Here is a 17534-nt window from a genome sequence, read left to right as displayed (position 1 = left end):
TCCTGCCCTTTTCGGCCGTAAGTCGGCTGTAAGCCGGGGAACGGGCGGGCGGCGGGAGGGAACGGGGCCGGACAGCAGGCCCCGGCGGACGGCCACAGCTCCGGGAAACGGGCGGATGGCGGGCCGGCACGGGAGCGGGAAACGGGCGGTGGCGCGGGGGCGGAAGACCGGAGAACATCCCGGGGACGGGAGGGGAATACGAGATTTTCTCGTCCGGTGAGGTTTCCGCGGAAGGGAGCTTGGGGAGGACGGGTTTACATCCCGCGATCACGCTCTGCTCGCACCGCGCCACCATGCGGTGCGCTTCGGTCCGTTTCCGCAGAGCGGACCCGGATGCCCGAAGCCGTAGCCCCCCGGCCGAGCGGCGCCGGTCATCCACCGCAGACGTGATCGCCCCTTTCGAATCGGCACACCCCCGTGCCATCGACCCACGACCCAGGACGAGGGGGCGCAGCATGGACGCTTTCACCGCAGGACTTCTGCAGCGCATAAGGACGACCGAGTCCGATCTGTCCCGGGCCCGCGACGAGGGCGACGACTTCCTCGTCGAGGTGGAGCAGAGCGAGCTCGACGACCTGCGCCGGCTCGCCGCCGAGCACGGTGTGGAGGTCGGCGTGGCCCGCGTCTGATCAGCCCGATGCAACCCGATGCAATCAGTTCGACATGAGCGGGCCCCGGCGAATCCAGCGCCGGGGCCCGCTTCATCGCTCTCCGGGTTCTCCGGGTTCCCCGGGACCGGCGTCCCGGAGAGCCCATCAGTCGTGCCAGGCGCCGAAGTCCTCCAGCAGCCGCTGGAGGGGCTCAAAGACACCCGGGGTGGCCGCGACCGCGAGGTCCCATGAAGGGCGCTCACCGGGCCGTCCACCGGTCAGCACGCCCGCCTCCCGGGCTATCAGGTCCCCCGCGGCCAGGTCCCAGGGGTGCAGCCCGCGCTCGTAGTAGCCGTCGAGCCGGCCGCAGGCCAGGTCGCAGAGGTCGACCGCGGCCGAGCCGCCGCGCCGGATGTCCCGCAGCAGCGGGATCAGCCGCTGCGCGACACCGGCCTGGTGGGCACGGACCTCGGTGACGTAGTTGAAGCCGGTCGAGACCAGCGCCTGGTCCAGGGGCGGCGCCGGGCGGCAGGTCAGCGTGCGTTCGCCCGCCCACGCGCCGGTGGCCCGCGCCCCGCCGCCGCGGACCGCGTGATACGTCTCGCCCCGCATCGGGGCGGCGACCACCCCAACGACGGTCTCGCCGTCCTGCTCGGCGGCGATGGAGACGGACCAGGTGGGCAGCCCGTACAGGTAGTTGACCGTGCCGTCGAGCGGGTCGATCACCCAGCGGACGCCGCTGGTGCCCTCCGTCGAGCCGCCCTCCTCGCCGAGGACACCGTCGTCGGGCCGGTGCTCGGCGATCAGCCCGGTGATCAGTTTCTCGGCCGCGATGTCCATCTCGGTGACGACGTCGATCGGGCTGGACTTGGTCGCGGCGACCTCGAGGTCGGCCGGGCGGCCGTCCCGCAGCAGCTCGCCCGCGCGGCGTGCCGCCTCGCGGGCCAGTTGCAGCAGTTCCGCGTGCAGGGGGTCGGTCACGGTGCTCCTCAGGCGTAGGGGCTGTCGGCACCCGCGGCGGCGGGACGCGGGGCACGGGCCGGACAGCAGCCCACCGGGCAGAGGTTGTGGCTCGCGCCGAGTTCGCCCAGGGCGCAGGGGGTGACCTCCTGGCCGCGTTCGGTGGCGGCGCGCTCCACGACCAGGTCGCGGATCGCGGCGGCGAACCTCGGGTCGGCACCCACGGTCGCCGAGCGGCGCACCGGCAGCCCCAGTTCCCCGGCCTTGGCCGTGGCCTCGGTGTCGAGGTCGTAGAGGACCTCCATGTGGTCGGAGACGAATCCGATGGGGGCCATGACCACGGCCGGGACCCCGGCCGCGTGCCGCTCCTCGAGGTGGTCGCAGATGTCGGGCTCCAGCCAGGGGATGTGCGGGGCGCCGGAGCGGGACTGGTAGACGAGCTGCCAGGGGTGTTCCACTCCGGTGCGCTCCCGCACGGCGTCGGTGATCAGCCGGGCCACGTCCAGGTGCTGTGCCACGTACGCGCCGCCGTCGCCGTGCTGCTCGACGGGTCCCGAGGTGTCGGTGGAGGCGATGGGGATCGAGTGGGTGCAGAAGGCGATGTGCGCGCCCTCGCGCACCTCCTCGGGCAGGTCGGCGAGCGAGCGGACGATCCCGTCGACCATGGGCTCCACGAAGCCGGGGTGATTGAAGTAGTGCCGCAGCTTGTCGACCCGGGGCAGCTCCAGGCCCTCGGCCTCCAGCGTCGCCAGGGAGTCGGCGAGGTTCTCGCGGTACTGGCGGCAGCCGGAGTACGAGGCGTAGGCGCTGGTGGCCAGGACGATGATGCGGCGGCGGCCGTCGCGCACCATCTCGCGCAGGGTGTCGGTCAGGTAGGGCGCCCAGTTGCGGTTGCCCCAGTAGACCGGGAGGCCGAGGCCGTGGCCGGCGAAGTCCTTGCGCAGGGCGTCCAGCAGGGCGCGGTTCTGCTCGTTGATGGGGCTGACCCCGTCGAACAGGAAGTAGTGCTCCCCGACCTCTTTCAGGCGTTCCTTGGGGATACCGCGCCCGCGCGTCACGTTCTCCAGGAACGGGACCACGTCGTCCGGGCCTTCGGGGCCGCCGAAGGAGAGCAGGAGCAGGGCGTCGTAGGGGGTGGGATCGAGCTCGTCAGGCATGTCTCGATCCTGCCACCCGTCGCGGGCGGCAGGGCAACGGCGGGGGGCCGACCGGGCCGCGACCTCACACCCAGGAGACGTTAGGGTTGCCTAACCAGTAAGCCGTATCGTCTATGGTCGCGCCTTACTGAGATCTGTCGCGCCTTACCGAGATCTCCGGAGACCTCGTGCCCAGCCCTTATCTCGCCCTGTTCGCGGCCCCCGGCAGCAAGGCCTTCTCGGCCGCGGGGTTCATCGGCCGGATGCCGCTGTCCATGATGGGCATCGGCGTGGTCACGATGATCTCCCAGCTGACCGGCCGGTACGGGCTCGCCGGCGCCCTGTCGGCGACCGTCGCCCTGGCCGCCGCGCTGGCGGGCCCGCAGATCTCCCGCCTGGTGGACCAGTACGGGCAGCGGCGGGTCCTGCGTCCGGCGACGTCGCTCGCGCTCGCCGCCGCGGCGCTGCTGCTGTTCGCCGCGCACTACGGCTGGCCGGACTGGGTGCTCTTCGTCGCCTGCGCCGGCATCGGCTGCGTGCCGAGCCTCGGCGCGATGATCCGGGCCCGCTGGGCCGCCCTGTACCGCGGCACCCCGCAGCTGCACACCGCGTACTCCTTCGAGTCCGTGGTGGACGACATGTGCTTCGTCTTCGGCCCGATCATCTCCATCGGGCTGTCCACGGCGTGGTTCCCCGAGGCCGGTCCGCTGCTCGCGGCCTGCTTCCTCGCGGTCGGCGTCTTCTGGCTGACGGCCCAGCGCGCCACCGAACCGGACCCGCACCCGCGCGGGCGCACCGGCGACGGCGCCAAGGGCGCGGGCGGCGGCACGGCGCTGAGCTCGCCGGGTCTGCAGGTCCTGGTGGTCACCTTCGCGGCGACGGGGGCGATCTTCGGCGGCGTGGACGTGGTCACCGTGGCCTTCGCGGAGGAGCGCGGGCACAAGGCCGCCGCCAGTGTGGTGCTCGCCGTGTACGCGCTGGGCTCCTGCGTGGCGGGCCTGACGTTCGGGCTGATGCGCTTCGCCGGGGCGCCCGAGCGCCGCTGGCTGCTGGGCGTATGTGCCATGGCCGTGAGTATGATCCCCCTCCTACTGGTCGGGAACCTGCCGTTTCTGGCCGTGGCGCTGTTCGTTGCGGGTCTGTCCATCGCTCCCACGATGATCACGACAATGTCCCTCATCGAAGAGCACGTACCACGCGCACAGCTCACCGAGGGCATGACCTGGGTGAGCACCGGGCTCGCGGTCGGGGTCGCTCTCGGCTCCGCCGCGTCCGGCTGGGTGATCGACGCGGCCGGGGCGCGCGCCGGGTACGGGGTTCCGGCGGTGTCCGGAGCCGTCGCGGTCGCGGTCGGTTTCCTCGGGTACCGCCGGCTCAAGCGGCCGGCTCCGGGTCGGGGAGGCTCCGTTGGGCAGCACGGCGAGCACGAGGAACGGAACATGGCGTAACTGGGGAGGTACCGTCCTCGCCCGCCCCGCGCGGGAGGTCACGCCGGCCTCCGTCGACGAACTGGCGGCGGCCGTACGCCGTGCCGCGGAGGACGGCCTCCCGGTGAAGGCGGTGGGCACCGGGCACTCCTTCACCTCGATCGCGGCCACCGACGGCGTGCAGATCCGCCCTCATCTGCTGGCGGGCATCCGTGACATCGACCGCGCGGCCGGCACCGTCACGGTCGGGGCCGGCACTTCGCTCAAACGGCTCAACACGGCTCTCGCGCGGGAAGGGCTGTCGCTCACCAACATGGGCGACATCATGGAGCAGACCGTCTCCGGGGCCACCAGCACCGGCACCCACGGGACCGGCCGCGACTCGGCCTCCCTCGCCGCGCAGATCCGGGGTCTGGAGCTGGTCACCGCCGACGGTTCGGTGCTCACCTGCTCGGAGGAGGGGACCGCCGAGGAGCGCGCGGTCTTCGCCGCCGCCCGGATCGGTCTCGGCGCCCTCGGTATCGTCTCCGCGATCACCTTCGCGGTCGAGCCGGTCTTCCTGCTCACGGCCCGCGAGGAGCCGATGCCCCTGGACCGGGTGCTCGCCGAGTTCGACGAACTGCACGCCGAGAACGAGCACTTCGAGTTCTACTGGTTCCCGCACACCGGGAGCACCAACACCAAACGGAACAACCGCAGCGCCGGGCCGGAACGGCCGGTGCATCCCGTCCGGGGCTGGATCGACGACGAGTTCCTCTCCAACGGCGTCTTCCAGGCGGCGAACTGGGTCGGCCGCGCGGTGCCCGCGACCGTCCCCGCCATCGCGCGCGTCTCCAGCAGGGCCCTGTCCGCGCGGACCTACACCGACCTCCCGTACAAGGTGTTCACATCGCCGCGCCGGGTGCGCTTCGTGGAGATGGAGTACGCGGTGCCGCGCGAGGCCCTGGTGGACACGCTGCGTGAACTGAAAGCCATGGTCGACCGCTCCCCCCTGCGGGTCAGCTTTCCCGTCGAGGTGCGCACGGCCCCGGCCGACGACATCACCCTGTCCACGGCCTCCGGCCGCGACACCGCGTACATCGCGGTCCACATGTTCCGGGGGACCCCCTATCAGGGGTACTTCACGGCGGCGGAGCGCATCTTCACCGCCCACGAGGGCCGGCCCCACTGGGGGAAGATCAACACCCAGGACGCCGAGTACTTCTCCCGGGTGTATCCGCGTTTCGCCGAGTTCACGGCACTGCGGGATCGCCTCGATCCGGAACGCCTGTTCCGGAACGACTATCTGCGGAGGGTCCTGGGGACGTAGCGGACGCGTCCGGTTCCGGGCTCGCGGTGCCGTCGGAGTCCTGGTTCCCGGTGCCGTCCGGGGTGCCCGCCGGCGGGTCCCCGCCGTCCGGCGCGCCGCCGCCGGAGCCGGTGGCCGCACCCTCGCCCCGAGGCGTCGCGGAGGGCGCGGGGACCGGTCCGTCCCCGCCCGAGTCACCGGAGTCCTCCGAGGTGCCGGAGTCGTCCGGCGTCCCCGAGTCGCCGGAGGTACCGGAGCCCTGCTCGTCCGGACCGCCGGAGCCGGACGAACCGCCGGAGCCGGACGAACCGCCGGAGCCGGACGAGTCACCGGAGCCGGACGTGTTCTCACCGGTGACCGCGTTGCCGACGGTGGTGTTCGGTGCGCCGCTGAGGCTCTGGCCCGAGGCGAGTTCGTAGACGGTTATTCCGGCCATCGTGACCCCGAACACCAGCGCGGCCGCGACCACGGTCCGCTTCCAGCCCTGCCGCACTCCCCTGGCCCGGCCCCGGTACACGGTGCCCTCGGTGAACTCGCCCGGCGCCCGCGCGGGCTGCCTCCCGGCCGGTGCCGCGGACGCCCGGCCCGGTGCCGTGGCGGCCACCCGGAGCTGCTCACCGGTGCGCTTGAAGAAGTGCTGGAAGACCGTTCCGCCGCAGGTGGCGACGATGCTCATGACTCCGGCGCCGATGATCGTCCCGTAGACGCCGAAGGACGAGGCGAGCTGAGCGCCCAGCACCGCGGCCACCCCGCTGCCCGCGACCTGCGGCACGCTCAGATCGATCCGCGCGCGCTTCCCCTCCTCCGTTCCACCGTGCTCACCCGCGACAACCGGCCTTTCACGCATTCCTGGATCTTGCCTGCCTTCCCGCACATTCCCGCACACGAACGATCAACTGCACGACAAGTGGACGCCCGACCGAAACCATTAGTTCCATTTCTGGTGATTGCGTGAGGTTCCCCACGCCCGGATTCGGCGGATCCGGGCCGGCGCGGCCAAGTAGCGCCCCTTGCGGAAAGTCGGGACAGCGCGCCGATCCGCGCACTTGGCCCGAATGGAGTACTGTTGCGAGCCCTGGGTCCGGCCGCCCGTCAGGGTGCTCGAGTCCCTTGAGGACCGTCAGGGAGGGGGCCAGTTGCACAGGGTGACGCAGCTGCTCACTCAGCGTTGCGAATAAGTAACCGTGCCATAACGGCGAGCCGGGGCCCACGCCCGACACGCCGGGCAACTCGGCAAGGTTGTGGCAGGCTGCACCCGGGCAGGTCACACTCGACTAGCGGAAGCAGCGACGCACGTGACGTCGGCAGGCACCACCCGGGAGGTCCCCATGCCCGAACTGCGTGTCGTGGCCGTCTCGAATGACGGCACACGGTTGGTGCTGAAGGCTGCGGACAGCACGGAGTACATGCTTCCGATCGACGAACGCCTGCGCGCCGCGGTGCGCGGCGACCGTCCCCGCCTCGGCCAGATCGAGATCGAGGTGGAGAGCCATCTCCGCCCCCGCGACATCCAGGCACGCATACGAGCCGGTGCGACCGCGGAAGAGGTCGCCCAGATGGCCGGCATCCCCGTGGACCGCGTCCGCCGCTTCGAGGGCCCCGTCCTCGCCGAGCGCGCCTTCATGGCGGAACGTGCCCGCAAGACCCCCGTCCGCCGCCCCGGCGAGAACTCCGGTCCGCCGCTGGGCGAGGCCGTGCAGGAACGGCTGACGCTGCGCGGCGCGGAGAAGGACACCGTGCAGTGGGACTCCTGGCGCCGCGACGACGGTACCTGGGAAGTACTGCTGGTCTACCGGGTCGCGGGTGAACCGCACTCGGCCAGCTGGACGTACGACCCGCCCCGGCGGCTCGTCCAGGCCGTCGACGACGAGGCGCGCTCACTGATCGGCGAGTCCGACGATCTCGCCGCGACGCCCGAGCCCAGCTTCCCGTTCGTGCCGCGCATCGCCCGGCTGCCCCGCGACCGTCCGGGTGACCGTGAGCGACAGAGCCTGCCACCGGGTCAGGACTTCGAACCCGATGAGGAGTTGGTGGCCACGGCCGGCGGTGAGCGGGACTCGCTCACCAGTCTGCTGGAGGCGGTGCCGAGCTTCCGGGGCGACCTGGTGGTTCCCGAGCGGGCCCCCGAGCCGGCCGCCGAGGAGCCGGACGGCGAACCCGAGGCGGAGGAGCCGCCGGCTCCCGCGGCCTCGGCCGGTTCCGCCTACGCCGATGTCCTGATGCCCCGCGCCGTCACCAGTCACCGGGACCGTCTCGTCGGCTCCACGGACCGTCAGGCGGAGGCGGACGGGGTGCGTCCGGGCCGCCGCGCGGCGGTGCCGAGCTGGGACGAGATCGTGTTCGGGACCCGGCGCAAGAAGCAGGAGTGACCCCGCGGGAGCGGCCACCGCATCGGACGAACCGGCCTGAGCTGCCATGAAAGGGGCGCTCGTCATGCGCGAGTGCCCCTTTCACCCTTCCGGCTTACTGCGGGTCCGGTCCGACCGCGACCGGCCGCTCCGGGTCCGACGACCACTCCGACCAGGAGCCGACGTACAGCTCCGCCGGGATGCCCGCCACCGCGAGCGCCAGCACCTCGTGCGCCGCGGAGACCCCCGAACCGCAGTACACACCGACCCGCTTGTCCATGGACACGCCCAACTCCCGGAACCGCGTGGCCAGTTCCCCGGCGGGCAGGAAGCGTCCGTCCGGGCCGACGTTCTCGGTGGTGGGCGCCGAGACCGCGCCCGGGATGTGGCCGCCGACCGGGTCGATCGGCTCGACCTCGCCCCGGTAGCGCTCTCCCGCGCGGGCGTCCAGCAACAGCCCGGACCGGGCCAGCTCCCCCGCTCCGTCGGCGTCGAGCAGCCCGGCCGCCCCCCATACGGGCACGAAGTCGCCCTCGGCCGGCTCCGGCAGCGCGGTCTCGAGCGGACCGTCCCAGGACGGCAACCCGCCGTCGAGGACCCGCACGTCCGGGTGACCCGCCCACCGCAGCAGCCACCACGCGCGGGCGGCCGCCCAGCCCGTCCCGCCGTCGTACACGACCACCGGCACGCCCGACGACACGCCCGCCCGGCGCATCGCCGCACCGAACTCCTCCGGATCGGGCAGCGGATGGCGCCCCCGCCCGGTCGATACTGCGGCCAACTCGCTGTCCAGGTCGACGAATACGGCACCGGGAAGGTGCCCCTCGCGGTAGGCGGCCCGGCCGTCGAACGGCGGCTCGCCGGCCGTCGCCGCCGTGCTCAACCGCCAGCGGACGTCGAGCAGCACCGGCGGGTCGCCGCCCGCCAGTTCGGCGGCGAGTCCGGATGTGGAGATGATGGCGTTCATGGGAACCATCCTGACGTACGGGGTGGCCGTCCCGCCCAGGTCCGGCTACTCTGCTCGGCCGGGCAGACCCGATCACGAGGCGTATGGGATCGGGCACATGCTGTACTACCGATCGACATCCTCCGGCAAGCGTGCCGAAAAGGACGGGGGCCCGCACATCGGGCATCCTCCGGAGACAGGAACCGCCGTACGGGGCGGGCCCGGAGCACGCGACGCCGTGGCCGATGCCAGTGCCGGCACGGGGACGAATCCACAGAGCGGCGCGACGCGTCCCTCGCCCGGGTCGAGAAGAACACGGCCACCGCCAGGGCGGCCGAGAAGAGAGTGACGATGACCGACGCACGGGAGTCCGCCCGCCGAGACGGTGCAGCACCCGTTCGGTACACACCCGGTACACCCTGCTGGGTGAGTCTCATGGTGCATGGAGCGGACCGGGCCCGGAGCTTCTACGAAGCGCTGTTCGGCTGGGAGTTCCGGCCCGGCCCACAGCAACTCGGCCCCTACGCGCGGGCCCTGCTCGACGGCTGCGAGGTGGCCGGCATCGGGATGCTGTCGCCGGATCTGGATCTCCCCGTGGCCTGGACGCCCTACTTCGCCTCGGTGGACGTGGACCGCACCGCGGAAACGGTGCGAGCGTGCGGCGGCACCATCGGCGTCGGCCCGCTGGACCTCGCCGAGGCCGGGCGGCTGGCGATCGGCTCCGACCCCTCGGGCGCCGTCTTCGGTATCTGGCAGGCGTCCGCGCACCTGGGCCAGGCGGTCACCGGGGCTCCCGGCGCACCCGCCTGGAACGAACTGACGACCTTCGAGTCGGAACGCGTGGCCAAGTTCTACGCGACGGTGTTCGGCCACACCGTGCGACCCGAGGTCTCCACCGACATCGACCACGTGACCCTGAGCGTGGAGGGCCGGCCCGTGGCCGGGATCCACGGCGTGGGCAACGGCCTCCTGAGGGAACACGGACCGCACTGGACGACGTACTTCAGCGTGGCCGACGTCGACGACACGGTGGACCACGTCCCGCACCTGGGCGGCCAGATCCTCAAGCGGCCCCACGACAGCGCCCACGGCCGGATCGCGACGGCGACGGACCCGGAGGGGGCGCGGTTCTCGCTGCTGCAGGGCCTGTGACGACCCCTCGGAACCGCGCCAGGACGCCTCCAGACCTGAGGCAGTGGACGACAAGCGCCGGTGGCATTCACAGAGGGGACACGTGGCCACCGAGTGCCGCCAAGTAGTCTTACTCGGGCCAAACCGGCTCCCATGAGAAGGTTTCGGCGCCACGCAACAGCCCAGCAGCAGATCATTTCCATCCCTTGTTGGCCGATTTGACGGCTCTGGTCGCACTGGCCCCTTCGAGGCGGCGGGAGATGATCCGCTGAGTGCCTGGGCACAGTGTCCATAGGACAGGGGGATGAAGTGAGGGAGAAAGCGGCATCAGAGAGCGAGAAGCGCTCTGCAGCAGCAACTGTGTCACTCGATGACGACCGGCTCCGGCTGCAGTACATCCCCTGGAGTGAGCCGACCGGAGCAACGGCTCTGGAGGCGCTCAGCGAAGCGCAACACTTCTTCTACGACAGCCCGGAATGCTCCGAACGAATCCCGGTGCCCGCGGCACGACAGCATCCCGTGCCGCAAGCACATGGCAGCGATACCCAAAACAAGCTGCCCGACGGCATCTACCTCTTCGAATCGCGGGCCAGCCGGATCTTCGTCGGGTTCGCGTTGAGCAACGGTGGAGATGCCGTTGCCCCTCAGCGGAAGCGCCTCCGTGACATAGACGACGGTCATCTGCTTCACCAGGCCCTCGTTCAGTACAGGGATTGGTGCGCCGCTGTCCCCGAAGAGGTCACACCCGCGTTCGTCCGTGGCGACCTCGTCCGTCTTGCGGGCAGGCGGGAGACCTTCACCGTGATCAAGGCGACGCCGACGCGGGACGGAGGCGTCCAGTACAGATTGCAGGACGCGAGCGGCGGACGCTCCCGTATGGCCTTCGAGGAGGATCTTGAGGCGCTTCCGCCCAGTTCGGACGACCCCGAGGACTGGATTCTCCGTCCGCCCACTCCCGCCGACCGGACCGCACTCGCGCTCACCCTCGCCAAGCTGAGCACGCCCCTCACCGATGTCGTGTACTCGTACCAGTCGAGCCGCACAATTTTCCGGCCCTACCAGTTCCGTCCCGTGCTCAAGCTGATGAGTTCGGATCGCCAGCGGTTGCTGATCGCGGATGAAGTCGGTCTCGGTAAAACCATCGAAGCCGGCTTGATCTGGAACGAACTGGAGCAGCGCACCCACCTGCGGCGTCCCTCGGGACGGCGCGGTGGCACCCACTTCCGAGGGCTCGTCGTGTGCCCTGCCGCCCTTGTCACCAAGTGGCAGAACGAGATGCGCGACCGCTTCGACCGGGATCTGTGCGTCCTCGACAAAGAGGGCATGACGAAGTTGGTGGAGCTGTTCCGCAGCGGGGACACCAGTGAGCCGTTCGCCGGAGTGGTGTCTCTGGAACGGCTTCGGCGGGCCGGGCAGCTCGATGAACTCGCCGAGCTCCAGCCCCGGTTCGACCTTGTGATCGTGGACGAGGCGCACTATCTGCGCAACGCGAGCAGTCGGAGCCACGCCGCGGCGGCCCTGCTCGCCGACTGGGCCGACGCGCTGATCTTCCTCTCTGCCACTCCCCTCAACCTCGGCAACCAGGACCTCTACAACCTCGTTCACCTTCTCGACGAGGCGTCCTTCCCGGAACCCAAGGTCTTCGAGAACCAGCTCGAGCCCAACCGCCACCTGAACGCGGTGGCCGTCGGTATCGCCGAGGGCGGCGCGGACACCACGGACGGCGCTCGAGCCCTGCACTCCCGGCTCATGCGAGTCCAGACCTCCACGTACGGAAAGATCACCGCCCGACGACCGGAGTTCCGGCGTCTCCGGGAACTCTTGAGCACCGGTGAGCCGCTGTCCCCCCGGCAACGCGCCGAGGCGCGGCGGTGTATCGCCGAACTCAACGCCCTCGCGGGTGTCGTCAACCGGACGCGCAAGGCCGACACCCCGGACCGCAAGGCCCTGCGGGAAGCCGAGGACGTCGCGGTCCGCTGGACCTCGCAGGAGCGTGCGTTCTACGACGGCCTGCACGCCTGGTGCCTTGAGCGCGCCGCTCGCAGCGGCATGGCCGCCGGCTTCGCCGCACAGATGTGGCTGCGGCAGGCGGCCAGCTGTATCCCGGCCATGCAGCAGCGGCTGCGGGAGCGTTTCTCGCCCCGGCCGGCCGAGGAGGAGACCGCCGAGGAACTCCTCTACGACTCGGAGGTCGTCGACGACTCCGAGGACACCCCGAACGGCAACCGTACGAGATCGGCCGCCTCGCCCGAGAGTCTCGCCCACGAGCTGGCGAAGCAGGCCGACGACCTCTCGATGCTGCGCCCCCTGCTGCGGGAACTCCCCGTGGACACCAAGTTCGAGCGGTTCAAGGACATGCTGCGCGGTGCCCGCACCAAGGGCATGCGGCAGGCAATGGTCTTTTCCTTCTTCACCCGCACCCTGGAGTACCTGGAGGAGAGGCTGACACCGGAGTTCAAGGTCCGGGTCATGCACGGGAAGATCCCGCCGGCCGAGCGGGAACGCATCATGAAGGACTTCCGCGCCGGCGCGTTCGATCTGCTGCTGGTGAGTGAGGTGGGCAGCGAGGGCCTGGACTTCGAGTTCTGCAACGTCCTGGTCAACTACGACCTGCCCTGGAACCCGATGCGGGTCGAGCAGCGTATCGGGCGGCTCGACCGGTTCGGGCAGCAGCACGAGAAGATCTTCATCTTCAACATGCAGGTTCCCGGCACCATTGAGACCGACATCTTCCAGCGCCTCTACTCGCGCATTGGGGTCTTCCAGGACTCCATCGGGGAACTCGAACCGATCCTGCGCGGGCGCCTCAAGGAGTTGCACCGCATCGTCCTGGACCCGCACCTCTCCCCGGAGCAGCGGCGCCGCCAGGTCGACCGGATCGCGGTCGCGCGGGTGGATCGCGAGAAGGACCTGGAGAGCCTGAACAAGGCCCAGGCCCTTCTCACCGGCCTGGACGGCCTGCTCATCGAGGGATTCGACGAAACCAGTCCGGGCAGGGGGCGCTATCTGGGCCCCCAGGAGATCCGCGGACTCGTCGAGTGCTTCCTCACCGACAGCGGATACGGACTGCTGCGTGACGTCCCCCACGAGGACGACCTGGTGGACGTCGCAGGCAGCGGCGACCTGCTCAAAACGATGTACGAGGCGATGGACACGGGCGCCTTCCCCCACCCTCGCGGCGATCTGCTGGCCAGACTCAAGAGCGGCTCCCCGACGCGCTTCTGCCTGACCGCGAGCGCCTCGTCGGCAAGCGGGGTTCCGTTGCTCAGTGTCCGCCATCCGCTGGTGCGCACCGCCCAGTGGTGGTACGAGCAGCAACCCGAGCCGCTCCTGCGCTACGGGCGGGCACGGCTACCCGGCCTGCCACCCGGCTCCCGCTATCTGGTGGAAGTCCGGCTGGCGCGTACGGACGGCACCCGTTCGCGCCGTGAGCTGTGGACCACCGCGGTCGACATCCGGACGATGCGGGAGGTACCCGAGGTCGGGACCGCGCTGCTCACCTCTCTCGCCCGCGGTGAACTCACCAGTGCCGACAAGTCGCTACCCGCCGCTGTCGACGCGTTGCTCACCGAGGCCCTGGAGGAGGTGCAGGCCCTCGCGGCCGTGCAGGAGCGCACGACCAAGCGGCTCTACGAGGCCGAGAACGCGCGGCTGGCCGAAGGCCGTCGAGCCACGGTGAGCGACACCTTCCACGTGAAAATCTCGCGGTCCCGTCGTCTCGCCCACGAGGTGAGCCACCCGTCCATCCGGCGCCTCTACGAGAGCCGGGCAACGCACCTGGAGACGCGGCGGGAGGCCCTCCTGGCGCAGATGGAGCGGGACGCGCGCTTCAGTCTGTCCACCGAGACCGTCGCCCTCGTCCTGGTCGAGGGCGACTGACCGGTTAGCCGACGGTGATCGACCGGATGTCTGGCAGTGACCCAGGGCTGCTCCGGGCCACCGCCGGGCACCCTCACTGCCACGGATGGGAATACACGTCGGTGAATGACACCCGCTGGTGTACCAGGGCGCCCTTTCGTACCGGCGTCAGGCGGATGGCCTCCTGCTCTCCCTTCCGGAGCACGGGCCACCTCTCCACCCTGAAAATCATGGGCCGGGCCGTCGAATCATGTACGACCATCTCGCCGTTGAGCCGCAGGGCAAGCGAGAAGGCTGTCCTCGGGTGGAGTTCAACGGGCAGATACGGCAGTGCGGTACCGTCCACCGAGAAGTCCATCGGTTCCCCGTCCACGGCCTTCGCCCGGAGCCGGCCTTTGGTGACCCGATGGACATCCGGTGTCCCCCGCCAGCGGTGGGCCAGTTCCTCACCGCGCACCACCCGATGCGGCTCATAAAGGGGCTGGAAGGCCGGGTAGAGCAGTTCGCTGCGCCGGCCTCCGCTCAGGTCGTCCCATTCCAGCACCAGGTCGAAACCGGGCCGGGGGAGGTTGAGGCGATGGTAGTTGTGTACCACCAGGCCGGTCACGACCGACTGTTCCGGTGATTCCAGGGATCTGTCGAACTCCACCTGGGCGTGGGAGAAGTTCTCCTCGAAAAGCCGGCGTACCAGCGGCACCTGGGACATGCCGCCGGCGAGCAGCACATGCTGCACATCGGTCGCCAGTTCCCACAGCGGCATACGCTTCAGACGCTCGATGTCGGGCGTAGTGCGCCGACGCAGCCGTGACTCGCACAGGGCGGCCCTGACGTACTCCAGGGCTTCCAGCATCTGTGGCCGGAACGCTTCTTCCAGCCGTCCGCGCGTATAGGTGAGCAGGGGCAGGTTGGTGTATCCGCCGCCGACCGGAACCGCCTGTTCGTCGTACCGCGTGTCGGAGAGCAGCACCTTGAGCCGTCGGGCTGCCGCAAGGATCAGCGCCCTGAGGGTGGCAGGGTCGGGCATTCGGTTCACCGATATGCCCTGGGCCTCCAAGTCCTGTTCAAGATCCCGGGCGATCCGGAGGTCCAGATCATCACCGGCCCTGGCCACACCGCGCGCCGAGAGCACGGTGAGCTCGGGGGCGCCGTCCTGGAGCGACTCGGTGACCTCGACCACGGCGATGTCGAGGGTGCCCCCGCCGAAGTCGAAGACCAATGTGGTCCCGTCGGGCCGTTCCTCGCCGAGTTCCCAGTAGAGCCCCTCCGACCAGGCCAGTCCGGCGGCCACAGGCTCGTCAACGACGTCCCCGACGGCCACGGGGACACCCGCGGCCCTGGCCAGAGTGGCGAGCCTCCTGCGCCGCGGTCCGTCCCAGATTGCGGGACAGGCAAGACGGAAGTGGGCGTCCTCGGTGTCCGCTCCGGCTGCCCTGGCACGCAGCAGCACGTGCCTCAGCAGTTGCTCGATCATGTCGTCAGCGGAGTGCCGGATCGGGTCGGTCCCCTCCCGGCCCGGTAGCTCATGCGGCGTCAGATCGAGAGTGATGCACTGTTTCACCGACCGCAGCGCCGAGGCCCCGGCCGCCGCCTCGGCGCCTTCGCCGAACAGGAGCTCACCGGAGGCGGAGACGGCGATCACGCTCGGCATCCAGGACGTACCGTGACCGACCGGCACTATTTCCGGTGAGCCGCCGGGGAGCCGTTGGCTCACCAAGGTGGTCGCGGTACCGAAGTCGATGCCGATCAAGGGCTTGTCGTGCTGCACCGATGTCCTCCATGGACCCTGGCTGCCGGGAACCTCAACCCCGGCAGCGGAAATCAACTGTTGTGCCTACTGCTCGGCCCGGCGGACGATGGCCTGTTCCAGCACGATGGGCTCGGGCTCACGCGGGCCCTGCCATACGAAGCCGGGCCGCTCCACCACCACCCGTGCCGCCGGTCCGCCTGGGGCCCGGTGAATCACCGGGTCGTAATCTGTCTCTTCTCCGAGTGCTCCGATGTCCAGCACCCCGGCTGCTGCCGCGCGTGCCAGTACCCTCCGGTACAGAGCGTTCGCCGGCCCTGTCTCCTCCCCCTCGTGGACCGCCTGGTCCGCGACTTCGGCGAGGACCGTGGCGAGCACACGCAGCGTGTCGATCCTGGCCTGCCGCAACTGCGCCTGCGATGCCCCGCGTGTGGTCTGCCGGGACTGTCGCAGCTCGTCGTCCCGCCGCCGGAGCTGACGTGTCATCGCTTCGGCTCGCTGGGCCGCCTCTTCCAGGTCCCGCTGGGCCGATTCCCACTTGGTCTCGGCGGCGTGGGCACGCGTCTCGGCCTCGGCGCGGTGCTTCTCCTCGTCCGCGATGCGGAGCTGCAACCGGTTCGCTGTTGCTTCCGCCTCGGCCAGTGCTTCCGATGCCACCCGGCGCTGCCGTTCGTATTCGGTCCGGGCCGCTTCGGCGTTGCTGCGTTCTTCCTCCAGCAGGCGGGTCAGAGCCGCGATGTCGGCCTGCGGGTCAGGCTCGGGTTCCTGTGCCGCATTCTGCGCCGCCTCCGATGCCTCGTCCGGGACGTCCTCCGCCATGCTCGGGGAAGAATCGTCTGCCGTGAGCGCGGCCTCCACCCCGGCGGCGGCGTCGCCCCCCGCTTCGACATCCAGGGACTCAGCCTGTCCCGCAGGCACCTTGGGCGCCTCGGGTACGGCCTCAGCCTCCCGGCCTTCCTGCTTCCTCTCGCCGTCACTTGTGCTGTCCGTCTCCGCCACTTCGGCGGTTTCAACCGTCGCGGCGGCCTGGGCGGTTCTGGCCCCTTCTCGAAGCTCGGCGGGAATAGCCGGATGGTCGGCCACGTGCCGGGCCCACTCCCGCACAGGTCCGTTCGACTGCTCCCGAGTCCGGGGGTCCGCCAACAAGGCGCAGGCCCCGAACGCCATCTCCTCCGCGAAGTCCAGCCACGGAAGGTCATCCTCCTTGGGCCGCCTCATCAACACCGTCTTCAGAAGTTCTCTTGCCCTGGCCGAGAGAGGGGCCAACCGTTCTTCCTGATCCGGGGCGTCCTCGGATCCGGAGGACACGGACAATGCCTGCTCGAAGCACTCCATGACCGCACGCAGGGCGCTCCACGCATGCTCACCGCTGAGCGCCTTGGCCGCCTTGTCCGCCGCGAAACTTGACGCAGGCATCGCAGCGAGGGGGACGAGCAGCGGCAGGAGTTCGAGGGACGACGGGATCTCCGCGGCCTTCAGCGCAGCCGGGCTGGGTTCGATGCCAGGGAGCACGATTCGACTCCGGGCGCGCGACATCTCGATGATGTGCTCTACGGCGATCAGGCGGATCTCCTCAGGGACGCGCTCTGGATGGGGCTCCGCCCAGCGGCGCGGCCACTCGGTCACGGGCACGCCCCACGCGTGTGCCGCGAGCTGTTCATACGGCAACAACTCATGCAGTCCAGCGGACACGGCGGCGGGCAACGACTGCTTCGCCTGCTTGGGAGACTTACCCACCAACCTCCGAAGTGCCTCGGAAGCGGACAACTGCTGACGAGAGCCACGGGACCTCGTCCTACCCACGCCCCACCGCATGCCCTTGCTCGTTGCGTGCACCTCGGGCTGGGCGCGGAGCACTTGATGCATCTGGCCCCACTCATCGAGCGACATGTTCGCAAGGATCCCCATGCCCTCCACACGCTTCCGCAGAGCGGTGATGGTGACCTGCTCACGCAGTTCACGGAGCAGCCCGACCAGCACCTTCACGGGGTCACTCTCGAACTCGCTCTGGAGTGCGGCGAGGTCGGTAGCGGCCTTGTACCGGATCGTTCCCGGGACGAGAGTCCTCACCGACTCCGGTACGGGCACGGGCAAGTGCTCGCTCTC

At 70.2% G+C, this 17534-nt stretch carries 13 protein-coding genes; 6 read left to right on the top strand and 7 right to left on the bottom strand.

The annotated features are described in order from the left end of the window. Positions 1 to 455 precede the first annotated feature (455 nt). A complete protein-coding gene (locus V4Y04_RS27895) occupies positions 456 to 629 on the top strand; it encodes a hypothetical protein (protein WP_332431101.1) in 174 nt (57 codons plus the stop codon). A gap of 126 nt (positions 630 to 755) precedes the next feature. On the opposite strand, the gene V4Y04_RS27890 is transcribed toward V4Y04_RS27895, so the two are convergent. Then, on the bottom strand, positions 756 to 1571 hold the full coding sequence (locus V4Y04_RS27890) for an inositol monophosphatase family protein (protein ID WP_332431100.1): 816 nt from the start codon (positions 1569 to 1571) through the stop codon (positions 756 to 758). A gap of 8 nt (positions 1572 to 1579) precedes the next feature. Beyond that, a complete protein-coding gene (locus V4Y04_RS27885; RefSeq protein ID WP_332431099.1) occupies positions 1580 to 2707 on the bottom strand; it encodes a ferrochelatase in 1128 nt (375 codons plus the stop codon). 167 nt (positions 2708 to 2874) lie between these two features. On the opposite strand from V4Y04_RS27885, the gene V4Y04_RS27880 reads away from it, so the two are divergent. Further along, the gene (locus V4Y04_RS27880; protein WP_332431098.1) at positions 2875 to 4134 is read left to right on the top strand and encodes an MFS transporter; all 1260 of its coding nucleotides are present in this window, start codon (positions 2875 to 2877) and stop codon (positions 4132 to 4134) included. Further along, the gene (locus tag V4Y04_RS27875) at positions 4094 to 5422 is read left to right on the top strand and encodes a D-arabinono-1,4-lactone oxidase (RefSeq protein ID WP_332431097.1); all 1329 of its coding nucleotides are present in this window, start codon (positions 4094 to 4096) and stop codon (positions 5420 to 5422) included. Before V4Y04_RS27880 ends, V4Y04_RS27875 begins: the two co-directional genes overlap by 41 nt. On the opposite strand, the gene V4Y04_RS27870 is transcribed toward V4Y04_RS27875, so the two are convergent. Continuing rightward, positions 5346 to 6248 (bottom strand): hypothetical protein, encoded by a 903-nt coding sequence (locus V4Y04_RS27870; protein WP_332431096.1) that lies wholly within the window; start codon positions 6246 to 6248, stop codon positions 5346 to 5348. The two genes, V4Y04_RS27875 and V4Y04_RS27870, sit on opposite strands and share 77 nt — an antisense overlap. A 481-nt stretch (positions 6249 to 6729) precedes the next feature. Here V4Y04_RS27870 and sepH point away from each other — a divergent pair, with 481 nt between their 5' ends. Then, positions 6730 to 7770, top strand: coding sequence for a septation protein SepH (gene sepH, locus V4Y04_RS27865; protein WP_332431095.1), 1041 nt, complete (start codon positions 6730 to 6732; stop codon positions 7768 to 7770). A 94-nt stretch (positions 7771 to 7864) separates the two neighbouring features. Here sepH and V4Y04_RS27860 read toward each other — a convergent pair whose 3' ends face one another. Further along, positions 7865 to 8716 (bottom strand): sulfurtransferase, encoded by an 852-nt coding sequence (locus V4Y04_RS27860; RefSeq protein WP_332431094.1) that lies wholly within the window; start codon positions 8714 to 8716, stop codon positions 7865 to 7867. A 330-nt stretch (positions 8717 to 9046) separates the two neighbouring features. Here V4Y04_RS27860 and V4Y04_RS27855 point away from each other — a divergent pair, with 330 nt between their 5' ends. Then, positions 9047 to 9847, top strand: coding sequence for a VOC family protein (locus tag V4Y04_RS27855; RefSeq protein ID WP_332431093.1), 801 nt, complete (start codon positions 9047 to 9049; stop codon positions 9845 to 9847). 342 nt (positions 9848 to 10189) lie between these two features. Here V4Y04_RS27855 and V4Y04_RS27850 read toward each other — a convergent pair whose 3' ends face one another. Continuing rightward, positions 10190 to 10516 (bottom strand): hypothetical protein, encoded by a 327-nt coding sequence (locus tag V4Y04_RS27850; RefSeq protein WP_332431092.1) that lies wholly within the window; start codon positions 10514 to 10516, stop codon positions 10190 to 10192. Positions 10517 to 10627: 111 nt separating this feature from the next. On the opposite strand from V4Y04_RS27850, the gene V4Y04_RS27845 reads away from it, so the two are divergent. Next, on the top strand, positions 10628 to 13705 hold the full coding sequence (locus tag V4Y04_RS27845) for a helicase-related protein (RefSeq protein WP_332431091.1): 3078 nt from the start codon (positions 10628 to 10630) through the stop codon (positions 13703 to 13705). Positions 13706 to 13778: 73 nt separating this feature from the next. Here the strand turns inward: V4Y04_RS27845 and V4Y04_RS27840 are convergent, their stop codons facing one another. Together V4Y04_RS27840 and V4Y04_RS27835 are read right to left on the bottom strand one after the other, a co-directional pair. Continuing rightward, positions 13779 to 15449: an Hsp70 family protein gene (locus tag V4Y04_RS27840; protein WP_332431089.1), complete on the bottom strand. Its 1671-nt coding sequence runs from the start codon at positions 15447 to 15449 to the stop codon at positions 13779 to 13781. Positions 15450 to 15515: 66 nt separating this feature from the next. Then, the gene (locus V4Y04_RS27835) at positions 15516 to 17414 is read right to left on the bottom strand and encodes a hypothetical protein (protein ID WP_332431088.1); all 1899 of its coding nucleotides are present in this window, start codon (positions 17412 to 17414) and stop codon (positions 15516 to 15518) included. Between the last annotated feature and the right edge of the window lie 120 nt (positions 17415 to 17534).

It is taken from the genome of Streptomyces sp. P9-A2, from assembly GCF_036634175.1.
Lineage (GTDB): Bacteria > Actinomycetota > Actinomycetes > Streptomycetales > Streptomycetaceae > Streptomyces > Streptomyces pratens.
The sequence above is the reverse complement of the archived record's forward strand: the minus strand, read 5'-3'. Positions and strand labels throughout refer to the sequence as shown.